Raw genomic sequence first — 24,169 nt, 5'->3', positions numbered from 1 at the left:
TTCGCTCATGCGGCCCCTTCCTGTCCGGCGAAGGCGGGCATGACGTGCGCGGCGAAGAGCTCCATCGCCGTGGCGGAGCGGGCGAAGGCCAGTCCGCCCGGGTTGAACTGGAGGCTGAAGGAGAGGTCCGCACCGAACTGCCCGCGGACGGCGGCGATCTGTTCGCGCACGTCGTCCGGGTTTCCCGCGAGCACCTTGTTGGCCGCCAGCGACGCCTGGAACTCGTAGTTCTTCGCCTTGTCCAGGAACTTCTCGTAGCCGGGGTAGTCGGCCGAGCCGCCTGCGGCGAGGGGGGCCACCGCACGGGCCATGTGCTCGACGTACTGCCGCTCGTAGAACTCGGCCTGGCGGTGCGCCTCCTCGCGGTCCGTGCCGAGGTAGCAGGTGAACTTGATCTGGATGCGCCGCTCGCCGGGAGGGTGACCGGCGCCGTCCCACGCCGAACGGTAGGCGTCGAGCATCCCGGCCAGCTGTTCGGCCGAGGTCACGGAGGGCACCACCTGCAGGTGGTGGCCCGCGGCGCCGGCTGCCGCGCACGACTGCGCGCTGGTGGCGGAGGCGATGAAGACGGGGGGATGCGGCCTCTGGTAAGGGCGGGGCAGCAGGGTGACGGGGCCGAACTGGTGGAAGCGCCCCTCCCAGACCAGGTCCTCGGTGGTCCACAGCTGCCGCACGGCCTCGACGCCCTCGGCGAACCGGTCCCGGCTCTCGTCCATCGGGATGCCGAACGCGGCGAACTCGGTGGGCAGGAAGGCCCGGCCGAAACCGACGTCGAGGCGCCCGTGTGAAAGGTGGTCGAGCATCGCCAGCTTGCCGGCCAGCTTCACCGGGTGGGTGAAGGCGGGAACTACGGCGCCGGTGGCGATGCGGATGCGGCTGGTGCGGGCCGCGGCCGCGGCGAGCAGCGTGACCGGGTCGGGGCTGTAGCCGCCGTAGGCGGAGAAGTAGTGCTCGACCGTTTGCGCCTGCGTGAATCCCAGCGATTCGGCCAATTCGATGAGCCGCAAGGTCTCGTCATAGTACGAGGTGGCGGATTTGACCGCCGGATCGACCACTGGGAAAAAATTGACACCGAATTCCGTCATACCGCTCCTCCTGGTAACTGAATGGTGTGCCAGTCCCAGGGAAAGCGGGTGCGCGGCGCCCCGTCAACCGTCGGGGGCATTTGCCCGTCAGGCTGTCAGTCCGCTGTCAGGAATGCCATTCCCCATTGCCCGCAGCGCGGCGGCCTGCTTGATTTCCGACATGCCTGCTGCGGGATGCGGCAGCGACCCCCCGACCTCAACGCCAAAGGACCCGTCATGCGCGGAAGTTACGCCGTGCCGTACGCGAGCCGTGGCAGCATCCTCGGCGAAGCCGAGGCCAAGGCGCTCGAACAACTGATCGCCTCGGACGGCTCACTGTCCACGGGATCGGTCCGGGACCGCTTCGAGAAGCGGTTTCGCGAACACATCGGTACGCGGCACGCCCTGTCCGTCACCAGTGGCACCGTCGCGCTGGAACTGGCCATTCACCTGCTCGACCTGAAGGAGGGTGACGAGGTCATCGTCACTCCCCAGACATTCCAGGCGACCGCCCAGCCGCTGCTCGGGCTGCCGGTGTCCGTGCGTTTCTGCGACGTCGACCCCGACTCGCTGAACATCGACCCGGCGACCCTGAAGTCCCTGATCACGGATCGCACCCGGGCCGTCCTCCTGGTCCACTACGGAGGCTGGACCGCCGAGATGGACGAGATCATGGCGATGACCCGGGACCGGAACATCACGGTCGTCGAGGACTGCGCGCACGCACTGGGCGCGATGTACGACGGCCGCCGCCCGGGCGCGCTGGGTGACATCGGCTGTTTCAGCTTCCACTCGTCCAAGAACATCACCACCCTCGGTGAAGGCGGCATGATCACCGTAGGCCGGGACGACTGGGCTGAGCGCCTCGACCGATTGCGTTCCAACGAGGTGGACGGCGACTTCTCGCCGGCCCGCCACCAGGGCCTGCGAACGGGTCGGGAGCTGCTGCCCTGGATGAAGTACGCATCGTCCGCGTACGAGCAGGTGTGCTCGCACATCCGCCGCCCGGGAACGAACGCCACCCTGTCCGAGGCGGCGGCGGCCGTGGGCCTCGTCCAGATGAACCGGCTGCACGGGCTGGTGGAGCGCAGGCGCGAGGTCGCCCGCAGGCTGGACGAGGTCGTCGCCCGCCACCCGTACACCCGTCTTCAGCAGCCCCGGCCCGGGGTGCGGCACGCCCAGCACCTCTACACCTTCTTCGTGGACGGGCCGCCGGGTCTGCGTGAGGCCGTGATCCGCGCTCTCGACGTGCGGGGCGTGGAGGTGCAGCTGCGCTATCTGCCACTGCACCTGCTGCCCGAGTGGCGCGAGCGCGGTCACGGGCCCGGGGAGTGCCCGGTCGCCGAGGAGCTGTGGTTCGGCCAGCACGTCAACCTGCCGTGCCAACCGGGGCTGTCCGAGCAGCAGGTGGACCACTTGGTTGCCGCCCTCGACGACGTTCTCCGTTCTGAAGTGAAAGGACTGTCATGCCTCTCATCGACGTAAAGCTCTACCAGGACCGGCTCGACGAGCGCACCCGCGCCGAGCTGATCGGCCGTCTGACCGATGCCGCGGCCGCCGTGCTGGGTGACGAGGTGCGCGAGCACACCTGGGTGGTGCTGACCGGAGTGCCGCGACAGAGCTGGGGCATCGCGGGGGAGCCGGGCGCATGAACTTCGACGGCATCTACCTCGCGGGCGTCGGCACCCATCTCCCGCCCTCCGTCACGACGGAGCAGGCGGTCCGCACGGGCTGGTACACCGAGGAGGCCCGTAAGGCATCAGGCCTGGAGTCGGTCGCCGTCGAGACGGCCCTGCCCGCAGTCGACATGGCCGTACGGGCCGCGCGGACCGCCGTCGCCCGTTCCGGCCACCGGGCGCAGGACTTCCTCGGTCTGCTGCACAGCAGCACGTACCACCAGGGACCGGAGGGATGGTCGCCGGCCCACTACATCCTGCTCAACACCCTGGACCGGCCGATCTCCGCCCACCATGTCCAGCACGGCTGTCTCGGGGTCCTGGCCGGCCTCCAGACGGCGGCCCTGCGGCTCGCCGCATCCTCCGACCCGGACGCGGCGATGCTGCTGACGGCGGCCGACAACTTCGAGACGCCCCTGGTGGATCGCTGGCGCTCCTCGTCGATGTTCGTCCTCGCGGACGCCGGTTCGTCACTGGTGGTTTCACGGCGCGGCGGCTTCGCCCGGCTGCTGGCCATGGACTTCGTCTCGCAGCCCGGCATGGAGGCCATGCACCGGGGGGCGGAGCCGCTGCTGCCGCCGCAGGTGCCGGTGAGCCGGGTGATGGACTTCGACGCCAGGCTGGAGCACTGGCGGCTGAAGTGGGCCGAGGGCGGCGCGATCCCCCTCGGCGACTTCGGCGAACTCATCGCGGACAGCGTGCAGCGCACACTGGCGGCGGCCGACAGCTCGCTCGACCGAGTGACCCGGATCGTGCACAACGGTTTCAACCGGGACCCCCTGAGCGTCTTTCTCCTGGACCCGCTCGGCCTGTCCGCCGACCGCGGCACGTGGGAGCTCAACCGGCGCATCGGCCACGCGAGCGTCTCGGACTTCGCCCTCGGTCTCGAACACCTCTGGAGCACCGGCCGGGTACGGCCCGGGGACCATGTGCTGATGCTCGGGTTCACCACGGGCATGGAAGCCGCCTGTGCCCTGCTGGAGATCACCTCCGGTCCCGAACCGGTCCGCTGACCGCTGTCCCCCTGTCTCCCCTCATACGCGAAAAGGAGAGTTCTCCGATGCTCGAAGGATGCACCCCCTGGCCGCAGGACGTGGCCGCCCGCTACCGCGACGACGGCCATTGGCGCGGAGAGAGCCTCGTGGACCTGCTCGACACCGCCGTCACGGCCTACGGCGCCAGGACGGCGCTGGTCCAGGACGACGTCCGGATCACGTACACGGAACTGGGGCTGCGGACCCGGCGGGCGGCCGCCGGCTTCCGCGCGCGTGGCATCGGGGCCGGCGACCGGATCGTGGTCCAGCTTCCCAACGGACCCGATTTCGTCGTCGTCTGCTTTGCGCTGTTCCGACTCGGCGCCCTGCCCGTCTTCGCCCTGCCTGCCCACCGCTCCCAGGAGATCACCCATCTGTGTGCGCAGTCCGATGCGGTCGGCTACGTCTTCCCGCGCAGCCACCACGGCTTCGACCACGCGGCGCTGGCCCGCCGGGTCCGTGACGAGGTCACCGGCCTGAAGCATCTGTTCGTGTCGGGCGAGGGGAGGCCGGCAGACGGCGACGTGGTGCCGCTGGCCGAGGTGGACGCGGATCCCGTTGAACTGCCCGCCCCGGACCCTGCGGACGTCGCGTTCTTCCTGCTCTCCGGTGGGACCACGGCCCTGCCGAAGCTGATCCCCCGTACGCACGACGACTACGTGTACCAGACCCGGGCCGCCCGTGCGGCCGGGCCGGTCGTCGGCGGCGACGTGTATCTCGCTGTTCTGCCGGTCGAGTTCAACTTCACCTGGGGATGCCCGGGCGTGGTCGGAACGCTCGCCGTGGGGGGCACCGTGGTGCTGGCCCAGGACCCGACTCCCGAGCGCTGCTTCCCCCTCATCGAGCGGGAAGCCGTGACGTTCACCTCGGTGGTGCCGAGCGTCCTCCAACTGTGGTTGGAGGCAGCCGAGTGGCACGACGCCGACCTGGGCAGTCTCCACTTCCTCCAGGTCGGCAGCGCCAAGCTGTACCCGGAGGTGGCGGCACGCGTCGAACCAGCCTTCGGCTGCCGGCTCCAGCAGGTCTTCGGCATGGCCGAGGGGCTGCTCACCTTCACCCGCGAAGGCGACGCCGCGGACACCGTCCTCACCACCCAGGGGCGGCCCGTCTCCCCGGCGGACGAGATCCGCATCGTCGACGAGGAGGACCGCGAGCTACCGGCGGGCGGTATCGGCGAACTCCTCGCCCGTGGCCCGTACACGTTGCGCGGCTACTACCGGGCCCCGGAGCACAACGGCCGGTCCTTCACCGACGACGGTTTCTACCGCAGCGGGGACCTGGCGCGGCTGACGCCCGAAGGCAACCTCGTGATCGAGGGACGCATCAAGGACGTCATCATCCGGGGCGGCGACAAGGTGTCCGCGGCCGAGGTCGAAGGGCATCTGCTCGCCCTGAACTCCGTGGCGCGCGCGGCCGTCGTGGCGTACCCCGACGAGTACCTGGGCGAGCGCACCTGCGCCTTCGTCGTCCCCGTGGACCGGGCCCCGGTACTGGCGGAGATCAAGGCGGCTCTGGAGCAGCGGGGCCTGGCCGCGTACAAGCTGCCGGATCGTGTCGAAATCGTCGCCGAACTCCCCCTCACCGGCCTCGGAAAGACCGACAAGAAGATGCTTGCCGCCCTCGCCCGTGGCGAGCGCGTGCCCGCTTCGGCGGCGTTCCTGCCCGTCGCCGCGGCAGTCCGTGCGGCTGTGCCGGACGCGGGCTGAACCGATCACCACGGAAAGGCCGACCTCATCATGAACACCGAAGCCCCCCGCTCGGCGGACGAGATACGCGCGGCGGTCGCCGCGCTGATCAGCCCCGAGCCGGATGACATCCCCGACCACGCGAACCTCGTTCTGCTGGGCCTCACTTCGCTCGACCTGATGCGGCTGAGCGGGCGCTGGCGCCGCGGCGGCATTCCCGTGAAGTTCGAGTCCCTCGTGGCCGACCCCACCATCGAGGGCTGGGTCCGGCACGTCGCCGCCGTCACCGCGGACTCTTGAGCCCGGCCGTCCCCCTCCCGCACCGACCCGCGAAAGGAGCCAGGACCTTGACGCTCTCCGCCGCACCCGCGATACCCGCCATCCGCGCCTACCCCATGCCCGCCTCCACCGACCTGCCGGAGAACACGGCCACCTGGAAGGTCGACCCGCGCCGCGCCTTGTTGCTGATCCACGACATGCAGCACTACTTCCTGCGGTTCCTGCCACCCGGCCAGGAACCGCGTACGGGCCTGGAGGACCGAGTGACGGCGCTGCGGCAGGCCGCCACCGCCGGAGGCGTGCCGGTCGCGTACACCGCACAGCCCGGCGACATGACCCCGTTGCAACGAGGCCTGCTGGCGGACTTCTGGGGGCCCGGCATGAGTGCTGCACCCGAGCACCGGGGCTTCCCCGTGCGGTTCGGGCCCGCCGCCGGGCATCACGTTCTCACCAAGTGGCGGCCCAGCGCCTTCTACCGCACGGGTTTGCGGGAGCTGATGCGCGCACAGGGCCGGGACCAGCTCGTCCTGTGCGGCGTGTACGCACACATCGGGGTGCTCCAGACCGCCTGCGATGCCCTGGCCCGTGACATCGAGTCGTTCCTCGTCGCCGACGCGGTGGCGGACTTCGGCGAGGCCGACCACCGCATGGCGCTGGAGTACGCGGCGGCCCGCTGCTCCGTGGTACTACCCGCGAAGACCGTATTATCCGCCTTTGCGGCCCCTGACGCGGGAGCCCCTCGATGACTGGGGGTGGCACGGTGGCCGACCTGGTGAACCGGCTGACCGGCAAGGACGCGCCGGACGCGTTCGCCCTGCTGCACCGCCCCGAGGCCGGCGCCGGGGACGCACTCGACGTGCTCATCGGCGACGTGACGCCGGCCGCCACCCTCGCGGACGTCCCCGTACCGGAGGCGCGCGGGGGCGGGCCCCACGAGCAGCTGGTCCTGCTGCCCTACCGGCAGATCGCGGAGCGCGGCTACGAATGCCCGGACGATGGCGAGGAGCTGCTCGTCATGGACATCCGCGACCAGAGCACCGTGACGCTGGACGCGTTCCTCGAAGGGCTGCCGGACCTGCCGCTCACCGTACGGGGCGGCACGTTCGACGTCGACGACGACGCGTACGCGCAGACGGTGCGCCGGATCATCGAAGACGAGATCGGAACGGGCGCCGGCGCGAACTTCGTCCTCAGACGCACCTATACCGCGTGGATCAACAACTGGTCGGCCGTTTCGGCGCTGGCCCTTTACGGGCGGCTGCTGCGCAACTCCCAAGGCGCGTACTGGACGTTCTTGATCCGGTTCGGTGGGCGGACCCTGATCGGCGCCAGTCCGGAGCGTCACATCACACTGCACCGGGGCACCGCCGTGATGAACCCGATCAGCGGCACCTACCGCTACCCGCACGGCGGTGCCACCCCCGCGGCCGCACTGGAGTTCCTGGAGGACGGCAAGGAGCGCAACGAGCTCTACATGGTGCTCGACGAGGAACTCAAGATGATGAGCCGGCTCTGCCCCGAGGGCGGCCGGGTCGCCGGGCCACAGCTGCGGGAAATGAGCCATCTGGCCCACACCGAGTACTTCATCGAAGGGCGCTGCGACGCGGACCCGCGCGCGGTGCTGCACGAGACCCTCTTCGCACCGACGGTGACCGGCAGTCCCCTGGAGAGCGCCTGCCGCGTGATCAGCAAGTACGAGCCGGACGGCCGCGGTTACTACGCCGGAGTCGCCGCCCTGCTCGGGAGGGACGCCGACGGGCAACGCCGGCTCGACTCCGCGATCCTGATCCGTACCGCGGACATCACGCAGCGCGGCCGGCTGCGGCTGGGCGTGGGAGCCACCCTGGTACGCGACTCGGACCCGGTGTCCGAGGCCCAGGAGACCCGTGCCAAGGCCGCCGGGCTGCTCGCCGCCTTCGACGGCGGGGCGCCGGACGAACGGCCACCGAGCCGTCCGGAGGCCGGACCGCTGGGAGCCGACCCGCGCGTCTCCCGCGCCCTGCGGGCACGCAACGACCCGCTGGCCGGCTTCTGGCAGTCGTCGCCAGGCGACCGCTCGCCCCGGCCGCCGCACCTGGCGGGCCGGCGAGCCCTGCTGATCGACGCCGAGGACACCTTCTCGGCCATGGGTGCGACGCTTCTGCGCGCACTCGGACTCGACGTGAGCGTACGGCGGTTCGACGAGGACTACTCATTGACCGGACAGGACCTCGTGGTCGTGGGACCGGGACCGGGTGACCCACGCGAGGTGGGCAACCCGAAGATCGCCCACCTCCGGGCGCAGACACGGAATCTGCTCGAGGCGGGCACCGCGTTTCTGTCGGTCTGCCTCGGCCACCAGGCACTGTGCGGCGTCCTGGGCCTTCCTCTGGTCCGCAAGGACGTCCCCCACCAGGGGGTACAGCGCACCATCGACCTCTTCGGGCAGCGCGAGGAGGTGTTCTTCTACAACACGTTCGCAGCCGTGTCGTCGGCCGACGCCGTCAGCGGCCACCCGGCCCGGCCCGGCCCGGTGAAGGTGTGCCGGGACGGGACGACGGGTGAGATCCACGCGCTGCGCGGACCCGGCTTCGCCTCGGTCCAGTTTCATCCCGCGTCCGTGATGACCCGCGACGGCATCGGCATCCTCGAAGGGCTCATCAGCACCGTGATGGCGCCCTCGACCGAGTTTCCACGAGATCGTGAGGCCACCGCATGAGCTCCTCCCTGGTCACCGGCAGCTCGCTGCCGCACACAGTGACGGCCCCGGCCGTCGCACAGCACCCGGGCTGGCAGGACGACGAGGCCGTCCACGACGTCACCCGGCGGCTGGCCGGCTACCTGCCGCTGGTCCTACCCGCCGAGTGCGACCGGCTCACGGCCCGGATGGCCGCGGTCGCGAGCGGCGAGGCGTTCCTGCTCCAGGGTGGCGACTGCGCCGAGACGTTCGACGCGCTGAGCGCCGAGTCGGTGGCGGCCAAGCTGGACACGCTCCTCGCCATGGCCGGCTCCCTGACGGCCGGTACGCGGCTGCCGGTCGTGGTGGTGGGCCGGATCGCGGGCCAGTACGCCAAACCGCGGTCCCAGCCCACCGAGGTGCGCGACGACGTCGCGCTGCCCGCCTACCGGGGCGACGCGGTCAACGGGCTGGAGTTCTCCGCCGCGCTCCGCACACCGAACCCGTACCGGATGCTCCGGATGTATGGAGCGGCGGCCGCCACCCTCAACAGCATCAGGGCGCTCTCGGCCGTGGCAGTCGGTCCCGGAACGGCCATCGAAGCCGACCTCCCCCTGCGACCGCGAGAGTTCTTCGTCTCCCACGAGGCCCTGCTGCTGGACTACGAGCGTGCGCTGACCAGGCTCGATCCGCGCACCGGCGCCCGGTACGCGGGCTCCGCACACCTCCTTTGGGCGGGCGAGCGGACCCGGCAGACCGATGGTGCCCACATCGACTACCTCGCAGGCATCGCGAACCCGGTCGCGGTGAAACTCGGCCCGCGGGCCACCCCGGACGAGGCCCTGGAACTCGTGCGACGACTCGCCCCGGACGCGGAGCCGGGACGGCTCACCTTCGTCGTCCGCATGGGCGCGGACCGGGTGCGCGAGGCACTGCCGGATCTGGTGGACCGCGTCACCGCGTCGGGCGCGCGGGTGGGCTGGGTGTGCGACCCGATGCACGGCAACACCTTCACCGCCCCCTCCGGCCACAAGACACGCGCCTTCTCCGACATCCTCGCCGAGATCGCCGGCTTCTTCGAGGTACACCGGTCGCTGGGGACGCATCCTGGCGGCATCCACGTGGAGATGACCGGAGAGGACGTCACCGAGTGCGTGGGCGGCGGCGGGGGCACGGGCCTGGGGGACCTGCCCCTGCGCTACGCGTCCGCATGCGACCCCCGGCTGAACCGGGAACAATCCCTCGAACTCGGCAGGCTCGCGGCGCGCATCGCAGGGCGCGGCAGGAGCCACACCCGCACCCCCAACCGACCGTGACGGCGGACAGGGAGCGGCCCGCACCACCGACCGTGCCGACGGTCAGGAACGGCGGCGGCCCGCGAGCCTGGAGCGGGCGCCGCCCACTCTCCGCTGCGGCCCCGGGGGGTCGAGCCGGTGGGCCAGCTCCGAACGAGCGGTGATCCCCAGCTTTCCATAGGTCCGGTGCAGATGGTTCTCGACGGTGCGGACCGACACGTACAGCCGGTCAGCGACCTCCTGGTTGCTCAGGCCCGCCGCCACCAAGGCGGCGACCTCGCGCTCCCGGACGGTCAGGGCGGTGGTGAGATCCGTGCGGCCGCCACCGGGTGCGGCGACCCACGGCGGCAGGGTCACCCCCGTGGAAACCGTGATCTCCTGACACAGCAGCCGGGCGGCGCGACTACGGCTCTGCCGGCCGCCGGTCTGGTGGACCTGGGCGGCCTGCGCGGCGGCCTCAGCGGCGAGTGGATGAAAGCCCAGGGCCGCGCAGCGTTCGGCGAGCTCCTCCAGGGCATCACCGTCCCGCAATGCCAGCGCCCGTACGTGCCGGGCCTGAAGAGCCGTCGTACCGGAAAACACGGAGCCGTCCGGCAGCGCTGCCACGGCCTCTTCGGCGGCGCCCAGCCGGGCGGCGAGATGGAGCGCCGCGACCTCCTGGGCACGCCGCCCGGCCGTACCGGCCGTCGCGGCGACCGACAAGGCAAGGTGCACGGCCCGGGCACGATCGCCGACATGCGCGTGCACCAGGGCGGATTCGATGGCCGTCCCGTCCTGCGCCAAGGGATAGCCGACGCCCTGACCCTCCAGTGAACGGACTTCGACGAGGGTGCGTACGGCCTCTGCGTGCTCGCCCGCCTCGGCAAGGGCGGCGGCGAGCTGGGCCAGTGTCCACGAGGGGGCCGCGAGCCAGTCGGGGACCGCATCCACGGCGGCGGCCCGGCGCAGTTCCTCCACGGCCGCGTCCCAGTGGCCGCGGGCGCGGTGCAGCCGGACCCGCAGCAGTGCGGCGCGCACCCGGCCCTGCGGATCGCCTTCGTCCCACCAATGCATACCGCCGAGGCGGGCGGCGGCCGCGGCGACCCCAGCCGTGTGGAGAGCGGCGTACGTCCGCATCCACTGGGCGGCCGTATCCACGGAGCCGTGACGCTTGTCGTGATCCAGGGGCAACCCGGAGAGCAGCCGGGCGGCCGTCGCGGGGTCGCCCCGCTCGACCAGGGCGAAGGCCGCAGGGACGGTGACCAGGCTCTCGCGGGCGGCCTCGGCAGGGAACCGCGCGGTCCCCGCCGCGTCAGAGACGTCCTCGAACCGGTCCTCGAGCAACCCGAGCAGGCTGCGCGCGCCCAGCAACCGAAGTCTGCCCCGGCCCCGCGCGCTGAGCAGGCCGCCTTCGACGATGCCCACGGCCTCGGCCGTACGGCCCAGCCCGAAGGCCATGTTCACCGCCCGGATGGCAAGGGCCTCCTCGCTCCTGGCCGATGACCGGGCGGGGACGCTTGCGAACACCCGCTCGGCTTCGCGATGCCTCCCCTGGCCCTGGAGGGCCTGCCCGAGTACGAGCCGCACAGGTACGGTCGCCACGCCGTCCGGGCTGTCCGCGTGTGACAGAGCGGCTCGGGCCAGCGCCTCGGTCCGGCCGAAGTCGAAGCGGCGCAGCGCGTGTTCAGCGGCGGCCCGCAACTGTTCGGTGGGGGGTGTCTGGCCGGCGGCGAGCCGAAGGTCGACCACCCGTGGGGCATCCTCGTGACGCCGCATGCCCACGCTTTCGATGGCGTCGGCGAGCTGACGGCGCAGTCGGCGGCCTTCGAGTTCCGGCATGGCACGCAGGACCACCGCGGAGTACAGAGGGTAGGCGAGCCGCAGACGCAGCCTGCGGCCGACGCGTTCGGTCACGACGAGGCCGCGGCGGTTGAGTGACTCGGCGGCCTGGGCCAGCCCTGCAGCGACAGGAAGGTCCGCCTCCAACGGTTCGCCCAGTGCGACGAGTTGAACGAGTTCGCGTTCGTCCGGCCGCAGGGCACCCAGCCGCAGCTGGACCAGGGCCGCCGGCCGGTCCATGGGGTCGGCAGGCAGCTCTCCGCGCCACTGCCAGATGGAGCCCTCGTTGCGGAGGGTTCCGGTGGCGAGGGCAGCGTCAGTCAGTTCGCGGAGAAGCAGGGCGTTACCGCGCGTGGCAGACCACAGCCGCTCCATGGAGACGGCCGACGGCTGGCCGCCGAGCCGGGACTGGAGCACCTTCGCAGTCGCGGTCCGGTCGAAGTGGAGCACTTCAACGCGTTCGACGAGACGCTCGACCCACAGGGCACTGATGTCACCGGGCATGGCCACGCCCGAGAGGACTGCCGCGACCAGCCTGAGCCGACCGTCCCGGACCAGCGCGTACAGGCAGGCCGCGACGGCCGCATCGATGACGTGCGCGTCGTCGAGGCCGAGCACCAGCGGGGCAGCGGGTGCCCCCTGGGGCACGCGCGGGAATTCCTTGAGGACGTCTGCCAGGGAGCCGCTGGCGCCGGTGGGGACGGCACCGCTCACCCACCGCGTCGGGGCGCCGCCCGCCGCCGCCCGCTCCAGCACGGCTTGCAGGAGCCGGCTCTTGCCTACCCCCCATTCGCCGCTGAGAAGGACCCCTCGTGGTCCGGCGAGCACCCTTTCCACATGGCCGAGTTCGGTTTCCCGGCCCGCTGTCGGCCAGTCTGCGGAGGTGGCGGTCCCCCAGGGCATGGTTGTGCCTTCCGTTTCCCTCGGTGTGTCCGGGTCCTCAGAGGAGGAGGGTTCCGCGCGCGACGGTAATCGCGCTTCCGCTCATCTCGACCGACGTGACGCGGCCATCCTCACGGGTCGCCCGCGCGTACATGGTGGAGGGGCGGCCCATCCAGGCACCCTGGACGATCTCGATCTCCGTACCGTCCTCGATCAACCCGTGCCGGGCCAGATGGATGGCCAGCGGTCCGGACGCGGATCCGGTGGCGGCGTCCTCGACCACGCCGTACGCCGGTGAGAACATGCGGGTGCGCCAGGTGTTGCCGCTGCCGGCGTAACAGTTGACGGCCATATCCGGGAACGCGGTCAGGGCACGGTGGTCGGGGCGCAGGGCCGCGAGAGCCGCGACGCTCGGCAGACCGACCAGGACGTGACGGGGGCCGTTGCAGTAGATGTCGACCGGAAGGGTCGAGTCGCGCAGGCCGAGGGAGGCGAGAAGCTCGGGCGTCTGCGCGTACGGCTCCCACGTGGGTATCGGCTGACACATCCGGACGCGGGTGATCCGGTCGCCCGTACGCTCCAACTCCACCGGGATGTCACCCATGGCGGTCTCCAGCAGCAGACTGGCGGCCTGCCGTTCCTCGCCGAGGACCTGGGCGGTGCCGAGCATGGGGTGACCGGCGAACGGCAGCTCGTTGACGGGAGTGAAGATCCGGATGCGGGCGTGTCCTCCGTGCTCGGGCGGCAGGACGAAGGTGGTCTCCGAGAGGTTCATCTCGCGAGCGATGCACTGCATCTGATGTGCGGTGAGGTCGGCAGCGTCCAAGTAGACCGCAACCGGGTTCCCTTCGAGCGGCGTGTGGGTGAAGGCGTCCGCGACGACGTACTGGCGCATGGTCAGTGGGTTCCCTTCGCTTCGAGCAGGGCGGGGAGCAAGGCGCTCAGGCCGTGGCGCGGCCGGTGGCTGCCCGAGGGATACCGACTGCCACTCGGCGCGCACGAGGTCATGGCTGGAGCCTGACCACCGACCAGGTGTCTCCCTGACGGTCGTAGCGCAGGCGGCGGTGCAGCCGGTCCGGACTGGACTCCCAGAACTCCAGGCCGTGCGGGACGAGCTGGTAGCCCACGAACGGCTCGGGCCTGGGCAGCGGGCCGAGTGCGGCCAGCCGCAGGGCATCGGCTCGCAGGGCTTCGACGTCCTCCAGCACCTCGCTCTGCCGCGACGCGATCGACATGGCGTGCGTACTGACGGGACGGGCCGCCCACAGGGCGTCCGAGGTCACGGCGGGCAGCTGCTCGACGGGGCCGGACACGACGATCTGCCGACCGCATTCGCGCCAGTAGAGCACGCCGGACGCCCAGGGCTGAGCTGCGAGTTCACGGGCCTTGGGACTTCCTCGATGGCTGGTGAAGACGAGGCCCGCATCGGACAGGGAGTTGAGCTGAACGATCCGGCTGGAGGCGCGGCCGTCCGCGCTGGTGGTCGCCAGAGCGAGCGCGCCCGGTTCGCGGACCTCATCGCGGGCCCGGTCGAGCCAGCTGCGCAGCAGGGCGAGCGGGTCGGCCGGGGGCGTACGGAACTCCTCCGGTTCGCGGACGGGGGCCGGACCGGTGGGCTCGTTCGATGTCGTCGTCATCGTGCGGGTACCTCCAGGGCCCGGCCCAGGCCGGCGAGGGAGGACAGATCGCGCCATCCCACGGCGGTCGCCTCGATGTCGAACCAGGCACGGTGAGTGGGCGCGTAGCCGATCAGCTCGGCGGCGCTGCGGGGGTGCGGCGGTGCGGCTGCCTCGGTGGACTCCCAGACCAGGACCGCTCCCCAGCGATTGTTCTCGTCGTCGGCGATCCACAGCTTCAGCACCAGTCCGGGCTGGTCGGACCAGGCTGCGGCGGCCTCGTCACTCAGGAAGCCGCGCAACGACTCGATGGTCTGATCGGATGGCGTGAGATCCCACCACGCGATCATGGCCTTCACGTGGGGATCCCTTCACGCCGGACCACGGGCACCTCGATGCCGAGCGCCCGCAGTTGGTGGAAGGGGTTCATGAACTCGCGGTTCTGCACGATCTTCCCCCGGTCCAGCAGGAAGGAATGGAGGAAATGGTTCTTGTAGTGGCCGGGCTCGTAGCCGGGGAAGTGGATCGCCCCCTCACCGTCACACTCCACCCAGAAGCGGTTGGGGTCCTGTGTCTCAAAGATCTGGATGTTGAACCACACCCAGTCGGGGAAGCATTCGAGGGACCAAACGGCATGTTCCGCCAGCCGGTCGCGGCCCCGGATGACTATGGGTTCGGGGGTGTCGGCCGTCCAGAGGCCGCCCTCCCCCGCCTCGACGAAGAGCAGGTGGCGCTTGAGGCGGTCCTGACCCGTGGTCTGCATGTACGTCTCGACCGTGGCCCGGTTGGTGCGCCGGAGTTCCGCATGGTCGGTGAAGCCCGGACGAGGGGGGGTGTCGGACACGACAGAACCTCCTGTGAAGGGGACACACAGCTCAACTGGCCGATAAATGATCTGAAAGGACGCTATATACCGACTGTCGGTCGCGATATAGCAGCTATACGCAACGGCTGCCGGCCACCGCGGGGAGCGCCGGTCGGGGCGCTCTGTTCGACTCTGGTTGCCGACGGATGACCTCGGTTCGCAGATGCCTGGCGCCCCCGCCCACTCCATCGGCCGTCAGCAGGCACATCAGCAGGCCGGGCAGCTCGAAGACGAAGCCGTCCTCCCCCGCCGATCCGGCCACACCCAGCATGTGGGCGTCCACCAGAAGTTCGAGAAGGTCTTCGGTCTGCGACACCGGCAGTTCCAGTGCGGCGGCCGCGGCCCGTACGGTGATGCGCCGGGCCTGGAGGAGCGCCAGCCGCCGCAGGGCACGGCGCGGGCCGTCCGGGAGTCCGGCGGCACTGCGCAGCAGCGTCGCGCCGACGTCAAGCTCACCGACCCGCAGCAGGCCGAGGGTGTCGCGGCAGGGGTCGGCCAATCGGTCAGCGAGGTGGGCGGGCGTCCAGTGGGGCTTGGCGATCAGCTGGGCCGCCACGGCACGAATGGCGGCGGGGTGGCCATCGCACAGGCGGACCAACCGCTCGGCGTCGCCCTGGGAGCCGGCCACGCCGGGCGCGATCCCGTCGAGCAGGTCCATCGCTTCGCGCGGCTGGAGGCCGCCCAAGGCCATGACGCGCACCCTGGGCAGTGTGGCGAACCTCGGTCGTCCGGTGATCAGGAACTGGGCCCGTCCGCTGCCCGGGACCAGGGCATGCACCTGTGCCTCGTCGGCGGCGTCGTCCAGAACGACCAGGCAGCGGCTCTGGGTGAGCCGGGTCTGTAATCGCCGAACGCACTCTGCCGGACCCGCCGTCGGGTCCACCTGTTCACCCAGCCCTCTCAGCAGGTCTCCGGCGATGTCGGCCGGCGGACGCCGGCATCCAGAAGCGTCGCGGCAGCGGACGAACAACCTGCCCTCGGAGTAGGCGGGAGCGATCCCGTACGCGGCCCGCACGGCCAGTGCGGTCTTGCCGCTCCCGGCCAGGCCGGTGACCACGACCGGCCCGGCGCAACCGGTGGCGTCCGGTGCGGGCTTCAGCCATTCCCTGAGCCGACGCAGTTCGGCGTGCCGGCCGGTGAAGTCCACGAGGTCAGGGGGCAGCGCCGTGCACGCCTCTTCGCGCGAGGACACAGGCCCGGGCCGGGCCGGATGGTCCGCGCGCCCGGGAAGCGGCGGGTGCGCGATGAGGGTACCGGCGAGCAAGGACTGGAAGGTGCTGTTCAGCTCCTCTCCCGGATCCACGCCGAGGTGTTCGGCCAGGACCGCCCGGCCCTCGTGGTAGACGGCGATGGCCTCGGCTTGTCGGCCACAGTGGGAGAGTGCGGTCATCAGCAGGGATCTCAGCCCCTCCCGGAAGGGGAACTGCGCCATGCACGGGCCGAGTTCTTCCACAACCCGCCGGGCACGGCCGAGAGCGAGGTCGGCGGCCGCTTTCTCCTCCACAACGGACATTCGGAGTTCCTCAAGCTGAGGCGCCTCCGATGCCTCAAGGAACTCCGTGGCCCCGATGAGGGCCGGCCCGCGCCACTGCCCCAGCGCGGCCGTGAACAGATCGGCGGCCTGGGCCATACCCCCGACGGCGAAGACGGCGCGGCCGCGGGCCGCGAGGCTCCCGAACTCCAGGTAGTCCACTGTCGCCCCGCTCGACATCAGCCCGTACCCGTTCGGCAACCGGACGAGTTCCACCGCGTCTCCCAGCGCCTTGCGCAGCCGCGAAACATACGTGTGCACCTGGGCCCGCACGGTCGCGGGCGGAGCGGTTCCCCATAACACCTGGTGGATCTCGTGTTCGGCCAGTCCGCGCTCGCCGGCGATCACCAGTGCCGCCAACAGGGTTCTGGGCCGCATCCCGCCGAGCGACCGGGCCCGGCCGTCGTTCAGCGCTTCAATCGGTCCGAGAATGCGAAGTTCCATGTCTTCCCTCGTCCGAGCGCGGGTGCCGTCTCGGGGCTCACACCGAGCAGACCGCGCCAACTCAGGTGACCTCAAGTCGAATTGAATCCAACGTGAGTCGAAGCTCAACCTGGCGGGGACGCTAGCCTCAGCCCCGGCGGGTGTCAACAGGCCCCTGCCATCGACCATCACGGTCAATAGCACTAGATTGCCCCCGACACAGGGAGGTGCGGCCTTGGCCGAGATGGACGGCAGAGCAAGACTCACCCTCGCCGACAAGATCAACCATCTGTTCGAAACGGTGGTTCAGGGCGGCCGTCAGCCTTACAACACCGAAGAGGTCGCCCGGGCCATTTCAGAAGCCGGAATACCCATCTCCGGAAGCTACATCTGGCTGCTCCGCAAGGGGCAGCGGGACAATCCGACGCTCAAACACCTCGAGGGGATAGCGAAGTTCTTCGGCGTCCCCCCGGCCTACTTCTTCGACGACCAGGTCGCATCAGACGTCCACACGCAACTTGCCCTCCTCGCGGCGCTGCGCGACTCCAACGTCCAGCACGTCGCCCTGCGGGCCGCCGGCCTCTCCCCCGCGAGCCTGAGCTCGATCGGCGAACTGATCGAGCACGTACGGGCTCTGGAGGGCCTGCCGCAGGGCCCGCCCAAGGACGAGCCGCGATCATGACCTGATTCCCCCTGTCTGCCCGGAGCCGACTCATGTTGCATGAAGGCATGTGCTAGGTGAGGCACGGGGGAGGAACCGAACGTTGTTGAGAGATCGAGAGTTACGGCGGCGCTGCAAGCGCGAACTCCGGTCGCTGGGGGTCCAGCCACCACTGAACGTCGATGTGCTGTGCAGACTTCTGGGTGATCGCCGCAACCGCCCCATACGGCTGGTCCCCTACAGGCTGCCCGCGCACGGCGCGTATGGACTGTGGATCGCCACCGACACCACCGACTACATCTTCTATCAGCAGGAAACCAGCAGGGCCCACCAGAACCACATCATCGTGCACGAGATCGGGCACATCCTGGCCGACCACCAGAGCGGCGGGCTTGACGATGCGCTGCTTGGCGCAATGATGCCGAGCATCTCGCTCGACGTGGTCAAGCGGCTGCTGGGGCGCACTTCATACGACGAGGAACACGAGCACGAGGCCGAGATGATGGCCACCATCATTCTCGAATGGGCCTGCATCTTGAACACCGTTGACCAGCCGGCCCCTCGAGACTCCACAGCCCGGCGCATCCAAACGGCGCTGACCGAGCGGCGCGGGTGGCTGTGACATGCTGGCCTTTCTGCTCGGCGCTGTGCTTCTCCTCGCCCTGGCCCGTATGATCCACCAGATCGCCAAGGCCCCGCACGACCGGCCGCTCCGGGCCGTGACCTACTGCATCGTCTGCGCCTCACTGTCCTTCCCCATGGGGCTGCGGAGCGTCGCCGACGACGTCGACGGCATGGCGGGCGCAGGTACGGCGAAGCTGATGCAGAACATCCTGCTGCTCGGCACCGTGTACTGGCTGATGTGCTTCTACCTGCAATCGACTTCGGACCCACGCTCAGGCCGTCGGCGCGCCCGGATCGAACTCATCCCGCTTGCCCTCACCGCGGTCGTGATCACGGCGGCGACGCTCGCGACCCCGCGCACCCAGCGCGGCCATGTCTTCGCGACGGCAAACATGCAGGTGGCGAGTATCGCCGTCTTCTACCTGGCCGCCGGGATCTACCTGACGTACGCGCTCGCGATGGCGCTGCGGTGGACCCTGCGCTACATCCGGGGCTCCCGTGGCTCCCTGACCGTAGGACTGCGCCTGGTCGCCGTTTCGCTGACCTGCATGGTCGGCGCCGACGCCCTCCGCGGAGCTCTCGTCGTGGTCCGCGCGCTCGACGGCCCCGTGCCAACGGCTGTGATCACCGGCATCAAGCTGCTGCTGGACCTGGCGATCCCGCTGTTCGTCGTCGGCATCCTCTATCCCGGAGCCGCGAGCCGGCTGGCCTCGCTCCGCCTCCGGTGGCGGCACCGGCGGATACACCACCGGCTCACCCCGCTGTGGGTGGCCCTGCACGAGGCGTTCCCCGAGAACGCCCTGCACCGGGCGGCGTCCGGCGGGTGGCGCAGTCGGCTCACCCCCCAGGGCATGCACCACCGCTATTACCGCCGAGTGATCGAATGCCGCGACGGCATCGTAAGACTCAGTCCGTACCTCGCACAGCTCAAGGAGGCTGGGCCAGTCGAGCACCTGCCACCCCGGGTGGTCGCCGAGCACTTGAATCGCGCGCTGGAGGCGTACGCGGCCGGGACGCCGGCCCCCTCAGGGGCGGTCGCCATCGCTCTGCCCCAAGGGGACGATCTCGACGACGACGTGCACCAGCTCGTCCTCCTCTCCGACGCGCTCCGGGCCTCCCACCCCGCCTGACCGAAGCATCCGACGCATCCGAAACATCCGAAGCGACATACACGAGGGTGACATTCCTTGGAATACCTGATCTCCGCCGGGCAGGTCGTGACCGGCCCCGGCGGTCAGCGGCTACGGGACGGCGCCGTACTCGTCCGGGGCGAAAGAATCGTCGGCGTGGGCCCGCGGCCCGACATCGAAGCCCTGGCCTCGCTCGAAGCCACGACCATGGCGTTCCCCCATGGCACGCTGCTTCCCGGCCTGATCGACTGCCATGTCCACCTCGCACTCGACGCGGGACCGGATCCCGTGACGACGCTGCTGGACACGGACGACGCCGATCTGCTGACCGGAATGGCCGAGCGGGCCCGGCAGTTGCTCCAATCGGGTGTGACGACCGTACGGGACCTCGGCGACCGCAACGGCCTGGCTCTGCGCCTGCGCGACTCGATCGCACACGACGGAGTCCCCGGCCCGCGCATCCTCAGCGCCGGCACCCCCTTGACCCGCCCGGATGGTCATTGCTGGTTCTTCGGCGGCGAGGTGGACAGTGAGGCGGCCCTGTGCGAGCTCGTCCGGCGCAACGCCGAGGACGGCGTCGATGTGATCAAGGTGATGGCCACTGGCGGCGGCATCACCAAGGGCGGTCCGCCGATCTGGCAGGCCCAGTTCACCATCGCAGAGCTGCGCTTGGTCGTGGCCGAGGCACGCAGGGCGGGGTTGCCCGTGGCGGCCCACGCGCACGGCACCGCGGGCATCGAGGCCGCTGTCGCAGCGGGGGTCACTACCCTTGAGCATTGCACGTGGATGGCGCAGGACGGTTTCGACGTACGGCACGATCTCGTCGCGGGGATCGTAGCGAAGGAGATCCGGGTGTGCCCGGCGGCGAGCCCCGACTGGCGTGGTTTCGCCCAACGGTTCGGCTCCGAGCGGGCCGAGGAGATGTTCGGCCGCCTGCGCTGGATGGCGGACCAGGGAGTCCGTCTCATCGCGGGCACCGACGCGGGCGTCACCCACGCCGTGTTCGACGGCTTCGTCTCCAGCCTGGAGTTCTTCATCCACATCGGCCTGTCCCCTGCCGAGGCCATCGACTCGGCCACCGTCGAAGCCGCCCTGGCTTTGGGCATCGCCTCCGATACCGGCCGCCTCTCCCCCGGCTACCGCGCCGACCTCCTCGCGGTCAGCGGCGACCCTCTCTCTGAGCTCGCCGCCCTCCGCGACGTCCGCCTGGTCATGTCCGCCGGCCGCCCCCACACCCCGCCCACGAAGCGCCGATGACCGGCAGGCCTTCGCCGTTCCCCCGCGACGAGCTGCCTTCGGCAGCCCGGTCCGGCGGGCGACGAACGTCGCCGTCTCAATCAGCCCGGATCATGCGCACCGACGAGCCCCCACGTCAGACGCCCTTTGCGATGGGTTCAAGGATCGCGACGCACTCCACGTGGTGCGTCATCGGGAAGAGGTCGAAGACGCGCAGCGTGCGGACCTTGTAGCCGTTGTCCTTGAAGTAGCCCAGGTCGCGGGCCAGGGCCGCCGGGTCGCATGCGACGTACGCGATGCGGCGCGCCGAGAGGCCCGTGATGTGGCGGACCGTCTGCTTGCCCGCGCCCGCGCGCGGGGGGTCCAGGACGACCAGGTCGCACTCCGTGATCCCGGTCTTCGGGAGGATCTGCTCGACCTTGCCCTGCTCGATGCGGACCCGGGGGAAGTCCGCCAGGTTGTGGCGGGCGTCCTCGACCGCGCGCTTCGTCGACTCGATGCCGAGCACCGCGCCCGTCTCGCCGAGCCGTTCCGCGAGCGCGCCCGCGAAGATGCCGACGCCGCAGTAGAGGTCCAGGGCCATCTCGCCCTTGCGCGGCATCAGGCCCTGCATGACGGCCTTGATCAGGGTGTCCGCGGCCTGCGGGTGGACCTGCCAGAAGCCGCCCATGCCCACGCGGTACGTACGGCCGTCCGCGCGCTCCCGTACGAAGGGGCGGCCGTGGACGCGGTGGACCCCGCCGTCCTTCTCCTCCACGCGCAGGACGGAGACCGGCTTGTCCAGCTCCACCAGCGGAAGGCGGCCGCCGGGGCGCGGGGTCAGGACGACCTGGCGGTCCTGGGAGCCGGTCGCGGCGATCGCCTCGACCGTGGCCATCTGGGGCCAGTCCTGCTGCTCGATGCCCAGTTCGCTGACGCCCGGCGCCGCGATCATGCAGTGGTCGATCAGCTCCACGGAGTGCGAGCGGTGCTTGCGCAGGCCCACGCGGCCGTCTTCGTCGATGGCGAACTGCACGCGCGTGCGCCACTGCGGCACCTGCCCGGCCGGCAGCTTGTCGCCCTCGGCCGGCATGACGGTGCCGTCCCAGCCGGCCTCCTCCGGGGTGAGGCCGGCGAGCCGCTTCAGCTGCTCGGCGACGACCTCGCCCTTGAGCCGGCGCTGGGCGCCCGGCTTGGCGTGCTGCCAGTCGCAGCCGCCGCACTTGCCGGGGCCGGCGTACGGGCAGGGGGCCTCGACGCGGTCCTTGGAGGCGTCGAGCACGGTGATCGCGTCGGCGCGCAGGTAGCGGGAGTCGACGTCGCCCTCGGTGACCTTGGCGACGACCTTCTCACCGGGCAGGGTGTGACGGACGAACAGCACACGGCCGTCCTCGGTCCGGGCGATGCAGTGCCCACCGTGTGCGACGGGGCCGACCTCGACCTCGTACTCCTCCCCGACCAGTGACTGCTTCTCGTTCTGCTCGACGCTCGTCATGGTGGGGAGACTCCAAAAACTGAAACAACGGGGAACGGCCGGACGACCGACCCACCAGTTTACGTGGATCTCGTCCGGCCGTTCACCAACCTCCTCAGCCCTTCTTGGAGGGCTCCTTCGGCGGCCGCGGGGTGTCCACCGGACCCCGGCGCACCGCACCCGGGGCGTTCCATTCCTGGCGCTTCTTCGCCCGCTTCTTGGCGAGCTCCGAGGACTCCAGCTGGTAGGGCACCGAAGTGACCATCACACCGGGGGTGAAGAGCAGCCGGCCCTTGAGGCGCAGCGCGCTCTGGTTGTGCAGCAGGTGTTCGTACCAGCGCCCGACGACGTACTCCGGGATGTAGACGCTGACGGCGTCGCGCGGGTTCTCGCTGCGCAGGCCCTTGACGTACTCCACCACCGGGCGGGTGATCTCCCGGTACGGGGAGTCGAGGATCTTGAGCGGGACGTTGATCCCGCGCCGGTCCCATTCCTCGCGCAGTGCCTTGGTCTCGGCCGGGTCGACGCTGATGCTGAGCGCCTCCAGGGTGTCCGAGCGGGTCAGCTTGGCGAACGCCAGAGCGCGCAGCGTGGGCTTGTGGACCTTGGAGACCAGGACGATCGAGTGGACCCGGGAGGGCCGCACGCTGTCGTCGCTGGGGCCCTCGGCGGCGGCGATCTCCGCGGAGACGCGGTCGTAGTGCTTGCGGATCGCGCTCATGGTGCCGTAGAAGATCACCATGCCGAGCAGGGCCACCCAGGCGCCGTGGGTGAACTTGGTGGCGAGGACGACGACCAGCACCATGCCCGTGAAGAAGGCGCCGAAGGTGTTGATGGCCCGCGAGCGGTGCATCCGGCGGCGGGCGGCGACGTCGCGCTCCGTCTTCAGGTGCCGGTTCCAGTGCCGCACCATGCCGATCTGGCTCAGGGTGAAGGAGACGAACACACCCACGATGTAGAGCTGGATCAGCTTGGTCGAGTCGGCGTCGTAGATCCACACGAGCAGCATGGCCGCGCCCGCGAGGAGCACGATGCCGTTGGAGAAGGCGAGCCGGTCGCCGCGGGTGTGCAGCTGGCGCGGCAGGTAGCGGTCCTGGGCGAGGATCGAGCCGAGCAGCGGGAAGCCGTTGTACGCAGTGTTCGCGGCCAGGAACAGCACCAGCGCGGTGGCCGCGGCCAGCAGGATGAACAGGAAGCTGCCGTTGCCGAAGACGGCCTCGGCGACCTGGGAGATGACCGGGTGCTGGACGTACTCGGGGCCGACGGGGACGCCGTTGTCGAGCAGGTCGGCGGCCGGGTTCTCGGCCATCCGCACGTCGGTGGCCATGGCCAGGCCGATGATCCCGCAGAACATGGTGACGGCCAGGCCGCCCATGAGGGCGAGGGTGCTGGCCGCGTTCTTGCTCTTCGGCTTGCGGAAGGCGGGTACGCCGTTGCTGATGGCCTCGACGCCGGTCAGGGCGGCACAGCCGGAGGAGAAGGCCCTCAGCAGCAGGAACACCATCGCGAAGCCGGCCAGGCCCTGCTGTTCGGGTTTGATCTCGAGATCCGCGGTGGGGGCGGTCATGGTGTCGTCGAGGACGATGCCCTTCCAGGCACCCCAGGCGATCATGACGAAGACGGCGGCGACGAAGACATAGGTCGGGATCGCGAAGAGCTTCCCGGATTCCTTCACACCGCGCAGGTTCATGAGTGTGAGGAGAAGGATCATGACCATCGCCGAGAGCACCTTGTGCTCGATGACGAAATCCACGGCCGAGCCGAGATTCTCGACTCCGGAAGAGATCGACACGGCGACGGTCAGGACGTAATCGACGAGCAGGGCGCTCGCCACGGTCAGGCCGGCCGCGGGGCCGAGGTTCGTATTGGCCACCTCGTAGTCCCCGCCACCGCTGGGGTAGGCATGGACGTTCTGGCGGTAGGACGCCACGACGGTGAACATCAGCACGACGACCGCGAGCGCGATCCAGGGGCTGTACTGGTACGCCGACACGCCCGCGATCGACAGGACCAGCAGGACTTCGCCAGGGGCATATGCCACGGACGAGAGCGGGTCGGAGGCGAAGACGGGAAGGGCGATCCGCTTGGGAAGGAGTGTTTCTCCGAGGCGGTCGCTGCGTAGCGCCCGGCCGATCAGGATCCGTTTGGGCACGTCGGTCAGTTTGGACACGCAGAGGATCGTAAGCGTTCGAAATGAGACTGACGAACACCCACCCCCTCGTACCGCAATCCCGCCGCAAT

Annotated in this window: 21 protein-coding genes; 12 read left to right on the top strand and 9 right to left on the bottom strand. The window is 70.2% G+C overall.

What is annotated here, in order from left to right:
* Positions 1–5 precede the first annotated feature (5 nt).
* Positions 6–1,085, bottom strand: a complete 1,080-nt coding sequence (locus ACGFZK_RS30265; RefSeq protein WP_393852035.1) for an LLM class flavin-dependent oxidoreductase — start codon at positions 1,083–1,085, stop codon at positions 6–8.
* A 216-nt stretch (positions 1,086–1,301) separates the two neighbouring features.
* On the opposite strand from ACGFZK_RS30265, the gene ACGFZK_RS30260 reads away from it, so the two are divergent.
* The 8 genes from ACGFZK_RS30260 to ACGFZK_RS30225 all read left to right on the top strand — a co-directional run bounded on the left by ACGFZK_RS30260 (position 1,302) and on the right by ACGFZK_RS30225 (position 9,710).
* Positions 1,302–2,549, top strand: coding sequence for a DegT/DnrJ/EryC1/StrS family aminotransferase (locus ACGFZK_RS30260; protein WP_393852034.1), 1,248 nt, complete (start codon positions 1,302–1,304; stop codon positions 2,547–2,549).
* Positions 2,531–2,716, top strand: a complete 186-nt coding sequence (locus ACGFZK_RS30255; protein WP_393852033.1) for a 4-oxalocrotonate tautomerase family protein — start codon at positions 2,531–2,533, stop codon at positions 2,714–2,716. The genes ACGFZK_RS30260 and ACGFZK_RS30255 overlap by 19 nt, the downstream gene beginning before the upstream one ends.
* Positions 2,713–3,753 carry a ketoacyl-ACP synthase III family protein gene (locus ACGFZK_RS30250; protein ID WP_393852032.1) on the top strand — a complete coding sequence of 347 codons (1,041 nt, stop codon included), beginning with the start codon at positions 2,713–2,715 and terminating at the stop codon, positions 3,751–3,753. The genes ACGFZK_RS30255 and ACGFZK_RS30250 overlap by 4 nt, the downstream gene beginning before the upstream one ends.
* Positions 3,754–3,800: 47 nt before the next feature.
* A complete protein-coding gene (locus ACGFZK_RS30245) occupies positions 3,801–5,480 on the top strand; it encodes a (2,3-dihydroxybenzoyl)adenylate synthase (protein WP_393852031.1) in 1,680 nt (559 codons plus the stop codon).
* A 30-nt stretch (positions 5,481–5,510) separates the two neighbouring features.
* Positions 5,511–5,759, top strand: a complete 249-nt coding sequence (locus ACGFZK_RS30240) for a phosphopantetheine-binding protein (protein ID WP_393852030.1) — start codon at positions 5,511–5,513, stop codon at positions 5,757–5,759.
* A gap of 95 nt (positions 5,760–5,854) precedes the next feature.
* Complete coding sequence (locus ACGFZK_RS30235) at positions 5,855–6,484, top strand: isochorismatase family protein (protein WP_393852053.1); 630 nt, start codon at positions 5,855–5,857, stop codon at positions 6,482–6,484.
* Positions 6,481–8,436 (top strand): anthranilate synthase family protein, encoded by a 1,956-nt coding sequence (locus ACGFZK_RS30230; RefSeq protein ID WP_393852029.1) that lies wholly within the window; start codon positions 6,481–6,483, stop codon positions 8,434–8,436. The genes ACGFZK_RS30235 and ACGFZK_RS30230 overlap by 4 nt, the downstream gene beginning before the upstream one ends.
* On the top strand, positions 8,433–9,710 hold the full coding sequence (locus ACGFZK_RS30225; RefSeq protein ID WP_393852028.1) for a 3-deoxy-7-phosphoheptulonate synthase: 1,278 nt from the start codon (positions 8,433–8,435) through the stop codon (positions 9,708–9,710). The genes ACGFZK_RS30230 and ACGFZK_RS30225 overlap by 4 nt, the downstream gene beginning before the upstream one ends.
* A gap of 42 nt (positions 9,711–9,752) precedes the next feature.
* On the opposite strand, the gene ACGFZK_RS30220 is transcribed toward ACGFZK_RS30225, so the two are convergent.
* The 6 genes from ACGFZK_RS30220 to ACGFZK_RS30195 form a co-directional block, all read right to left on the bottom strand.
* Complete coding sequence (locus tag ACGFZK_RS30220) at positions 9,753–12,263, bottom strand: LuxR C-terminal-related transcriptional regulator (RefSeq protein WP_393852027.1); 2,511 nt, start codon at positions 12,261–12,263, stop codon at positions 9,753–9,755.
* Positions 12,264–12,447: 184 nt separating this feature from the next.
* Positions 12,448–13,284: a PhzF family phenazine biosynthesis protein gene (locus tag ACGFZK_RS30215; protein WP_393852026.1), complete on the bottom strand. Its 837-nt coding sequence runs from the start codon at positions 13,282–13,284 to the stop codon at positions 12,448–12,450.
* 109 nt (positions 13,285–13,393) lie between these two features.
* A complete protein-coding gene (gene phzG / locus ACGFZK_RS30210; RefSeq protein ID WP_393852025.1) occupies positions 13,394–14,026 on the bottom strand; it encodes a phenazine biosynthesis FMN-dependent oxidase PhzG in 633 nt (210 codons plus the stop codon).
* Positions 14,023–14,355 (bottom strand): hypothetical protein, encoded by a 333-nt coding sequence (locus ACGFZK_RS30205; protein ID WP_393852052.1) that lies wholly within the window; start codon positions 14,353–14,355, stop codon positions 14,023–14,025. The genes phzG and ACGFZK_RS30205 overlap by 4 nt, the downstream gene beginning before the upstream one ends.
* 5 nt (positions 14,356–14,360) lie before the next feature.
* Entirely contained in the window at positions 14,361–14,849 is a 489-nt protein-coding gene (locus tag ACGFZK_RS30200; protein ID WP_393852024.1) for a PhzA/PhzB family protein, read from the bottom strand.
* A 94-nt stretch (positions 14,850–14,943) separates the two neighbouring features.
* Positions 14,944–16,845, bottom strand: a complete 1,902-nt coding sequence (locus ACGFZK_RS30195) for a BTAD domain-containing putative transcriptional regulator (RefSeq protein ID WP_393852023.1) — start codon at positions 16,843–16,845, stop codon at positions 14,944–14,946.
* 223 nt (positions 16,846–17,068) lie between these two features.
* Between ACGFZK_RS30195 and ACGFZK_RS30190 the strand changes: the two genes are divergently transcribed.
* The 4 genes from ACGFZK_RS30190 to ACGFZK_RS30175 all read left to right on the top strand — a co-directional run bounded on the left by ACGFZK_RS30190 (position 17,069) and on the right by ACGFZK_RS30175 (position 20,496).
* The gene (locus tag ACGFZK_RS30190; protein ID WP_393852051.1) at positions 17,069–17,506 is read left to right on the top strand and encodes a helix-turn-helix domain-containing protein; all 438 of its coding nucleotides are present in this window, start codon (positions 17,069–17,071) and stop codon (positions 17,504–17,506) included.
* Positions 17,507–17,591: 85 nt separating this feature from the next.
* Positions 17,592–18,107 carry a hypothetical protein gene (locus ACGFZK_RS30185; protein WP_393852022.1) on the top strand — a complete coding sequence of 172 codons (516 nt, stop codon included), beginning with the start codon at positions 17,592–17,594 and terminating at the stop codon, positions 18,105–18,107.
* Between the two features lies 1 nt (position 18,108).
* Positions 18,109–19,239: an MAB_1171c family putative transporter gene (locus ACGFZK_RS30180; protein ID WP_393852021.1), complete on the top strand. Its 1,131-nt coding sequence runs from the start codon at positions 18,109–18,111 to the stop codon at positions 19,237–19,239.
* A gap of 57 nt (positions 19,240–19,296) precedes the next feature.
* The gene (locus tag ACGFZK_RS30175) at positions 19,297–20,496 is read left to right on the top strand and encodes an amidohydrolase family protein (protein WP_393852020.1); all 1,200 of its coding nucleotides are present in this window, start codon (positions 19,297–19,299) and stop codon (positions 20,494–20,496) included.
* Positions 20,497–20,611: 115 nt separating this feature from the next.
* Here the strand turns inward: ACGFZK_RS30175 and ACGFZK_RS30170 are convergent, their stop codons facing one another.
* Together ACGFZK_RS30170 and ACGFZK_RS30165 are read right to left on the bottom strand one after the other, a co-directional pair.
* Positions 20,612–21,949, bottom strand: a complete 1,338-nt coding sequence (locus ACGFZK_RS30170; protein ID WP_393852019.1) for a class I SAM-dependent RNA methyltransferase — start codon at positions 21,947–21,949, stop codon at positions 20,612–20,614.
* A 94-nt stretch (positions 21,950–22,043) separates the two neighbouring features.
* Positions 22,044–24,098, bottom strand: a complete 2,055-nt coding sequence (locus ACGFZK_RS30165) for an APC family permease (RefSeq protein WP_393852018.1) — start codon at positions 24,096–24,098, stop codon at positions 22,044–22,046.
* Positions 24,099–24,169: the final 71 nt, after the last annotated feature.

Source organism: Streptomyces sp. NPDC048257 (genome assembly GCF_043201855.1).
Lineage (GTDB): Bacteria > Actinomycetota > Actinomycetes > Streptomycetales > Streptomycetaceae > Streptomyces.
The sequence above is the reverse complement of the archived record's forward strand: the minus strand, read 5'-3'. Positions and strand labels throughout refer to the sequence as shown.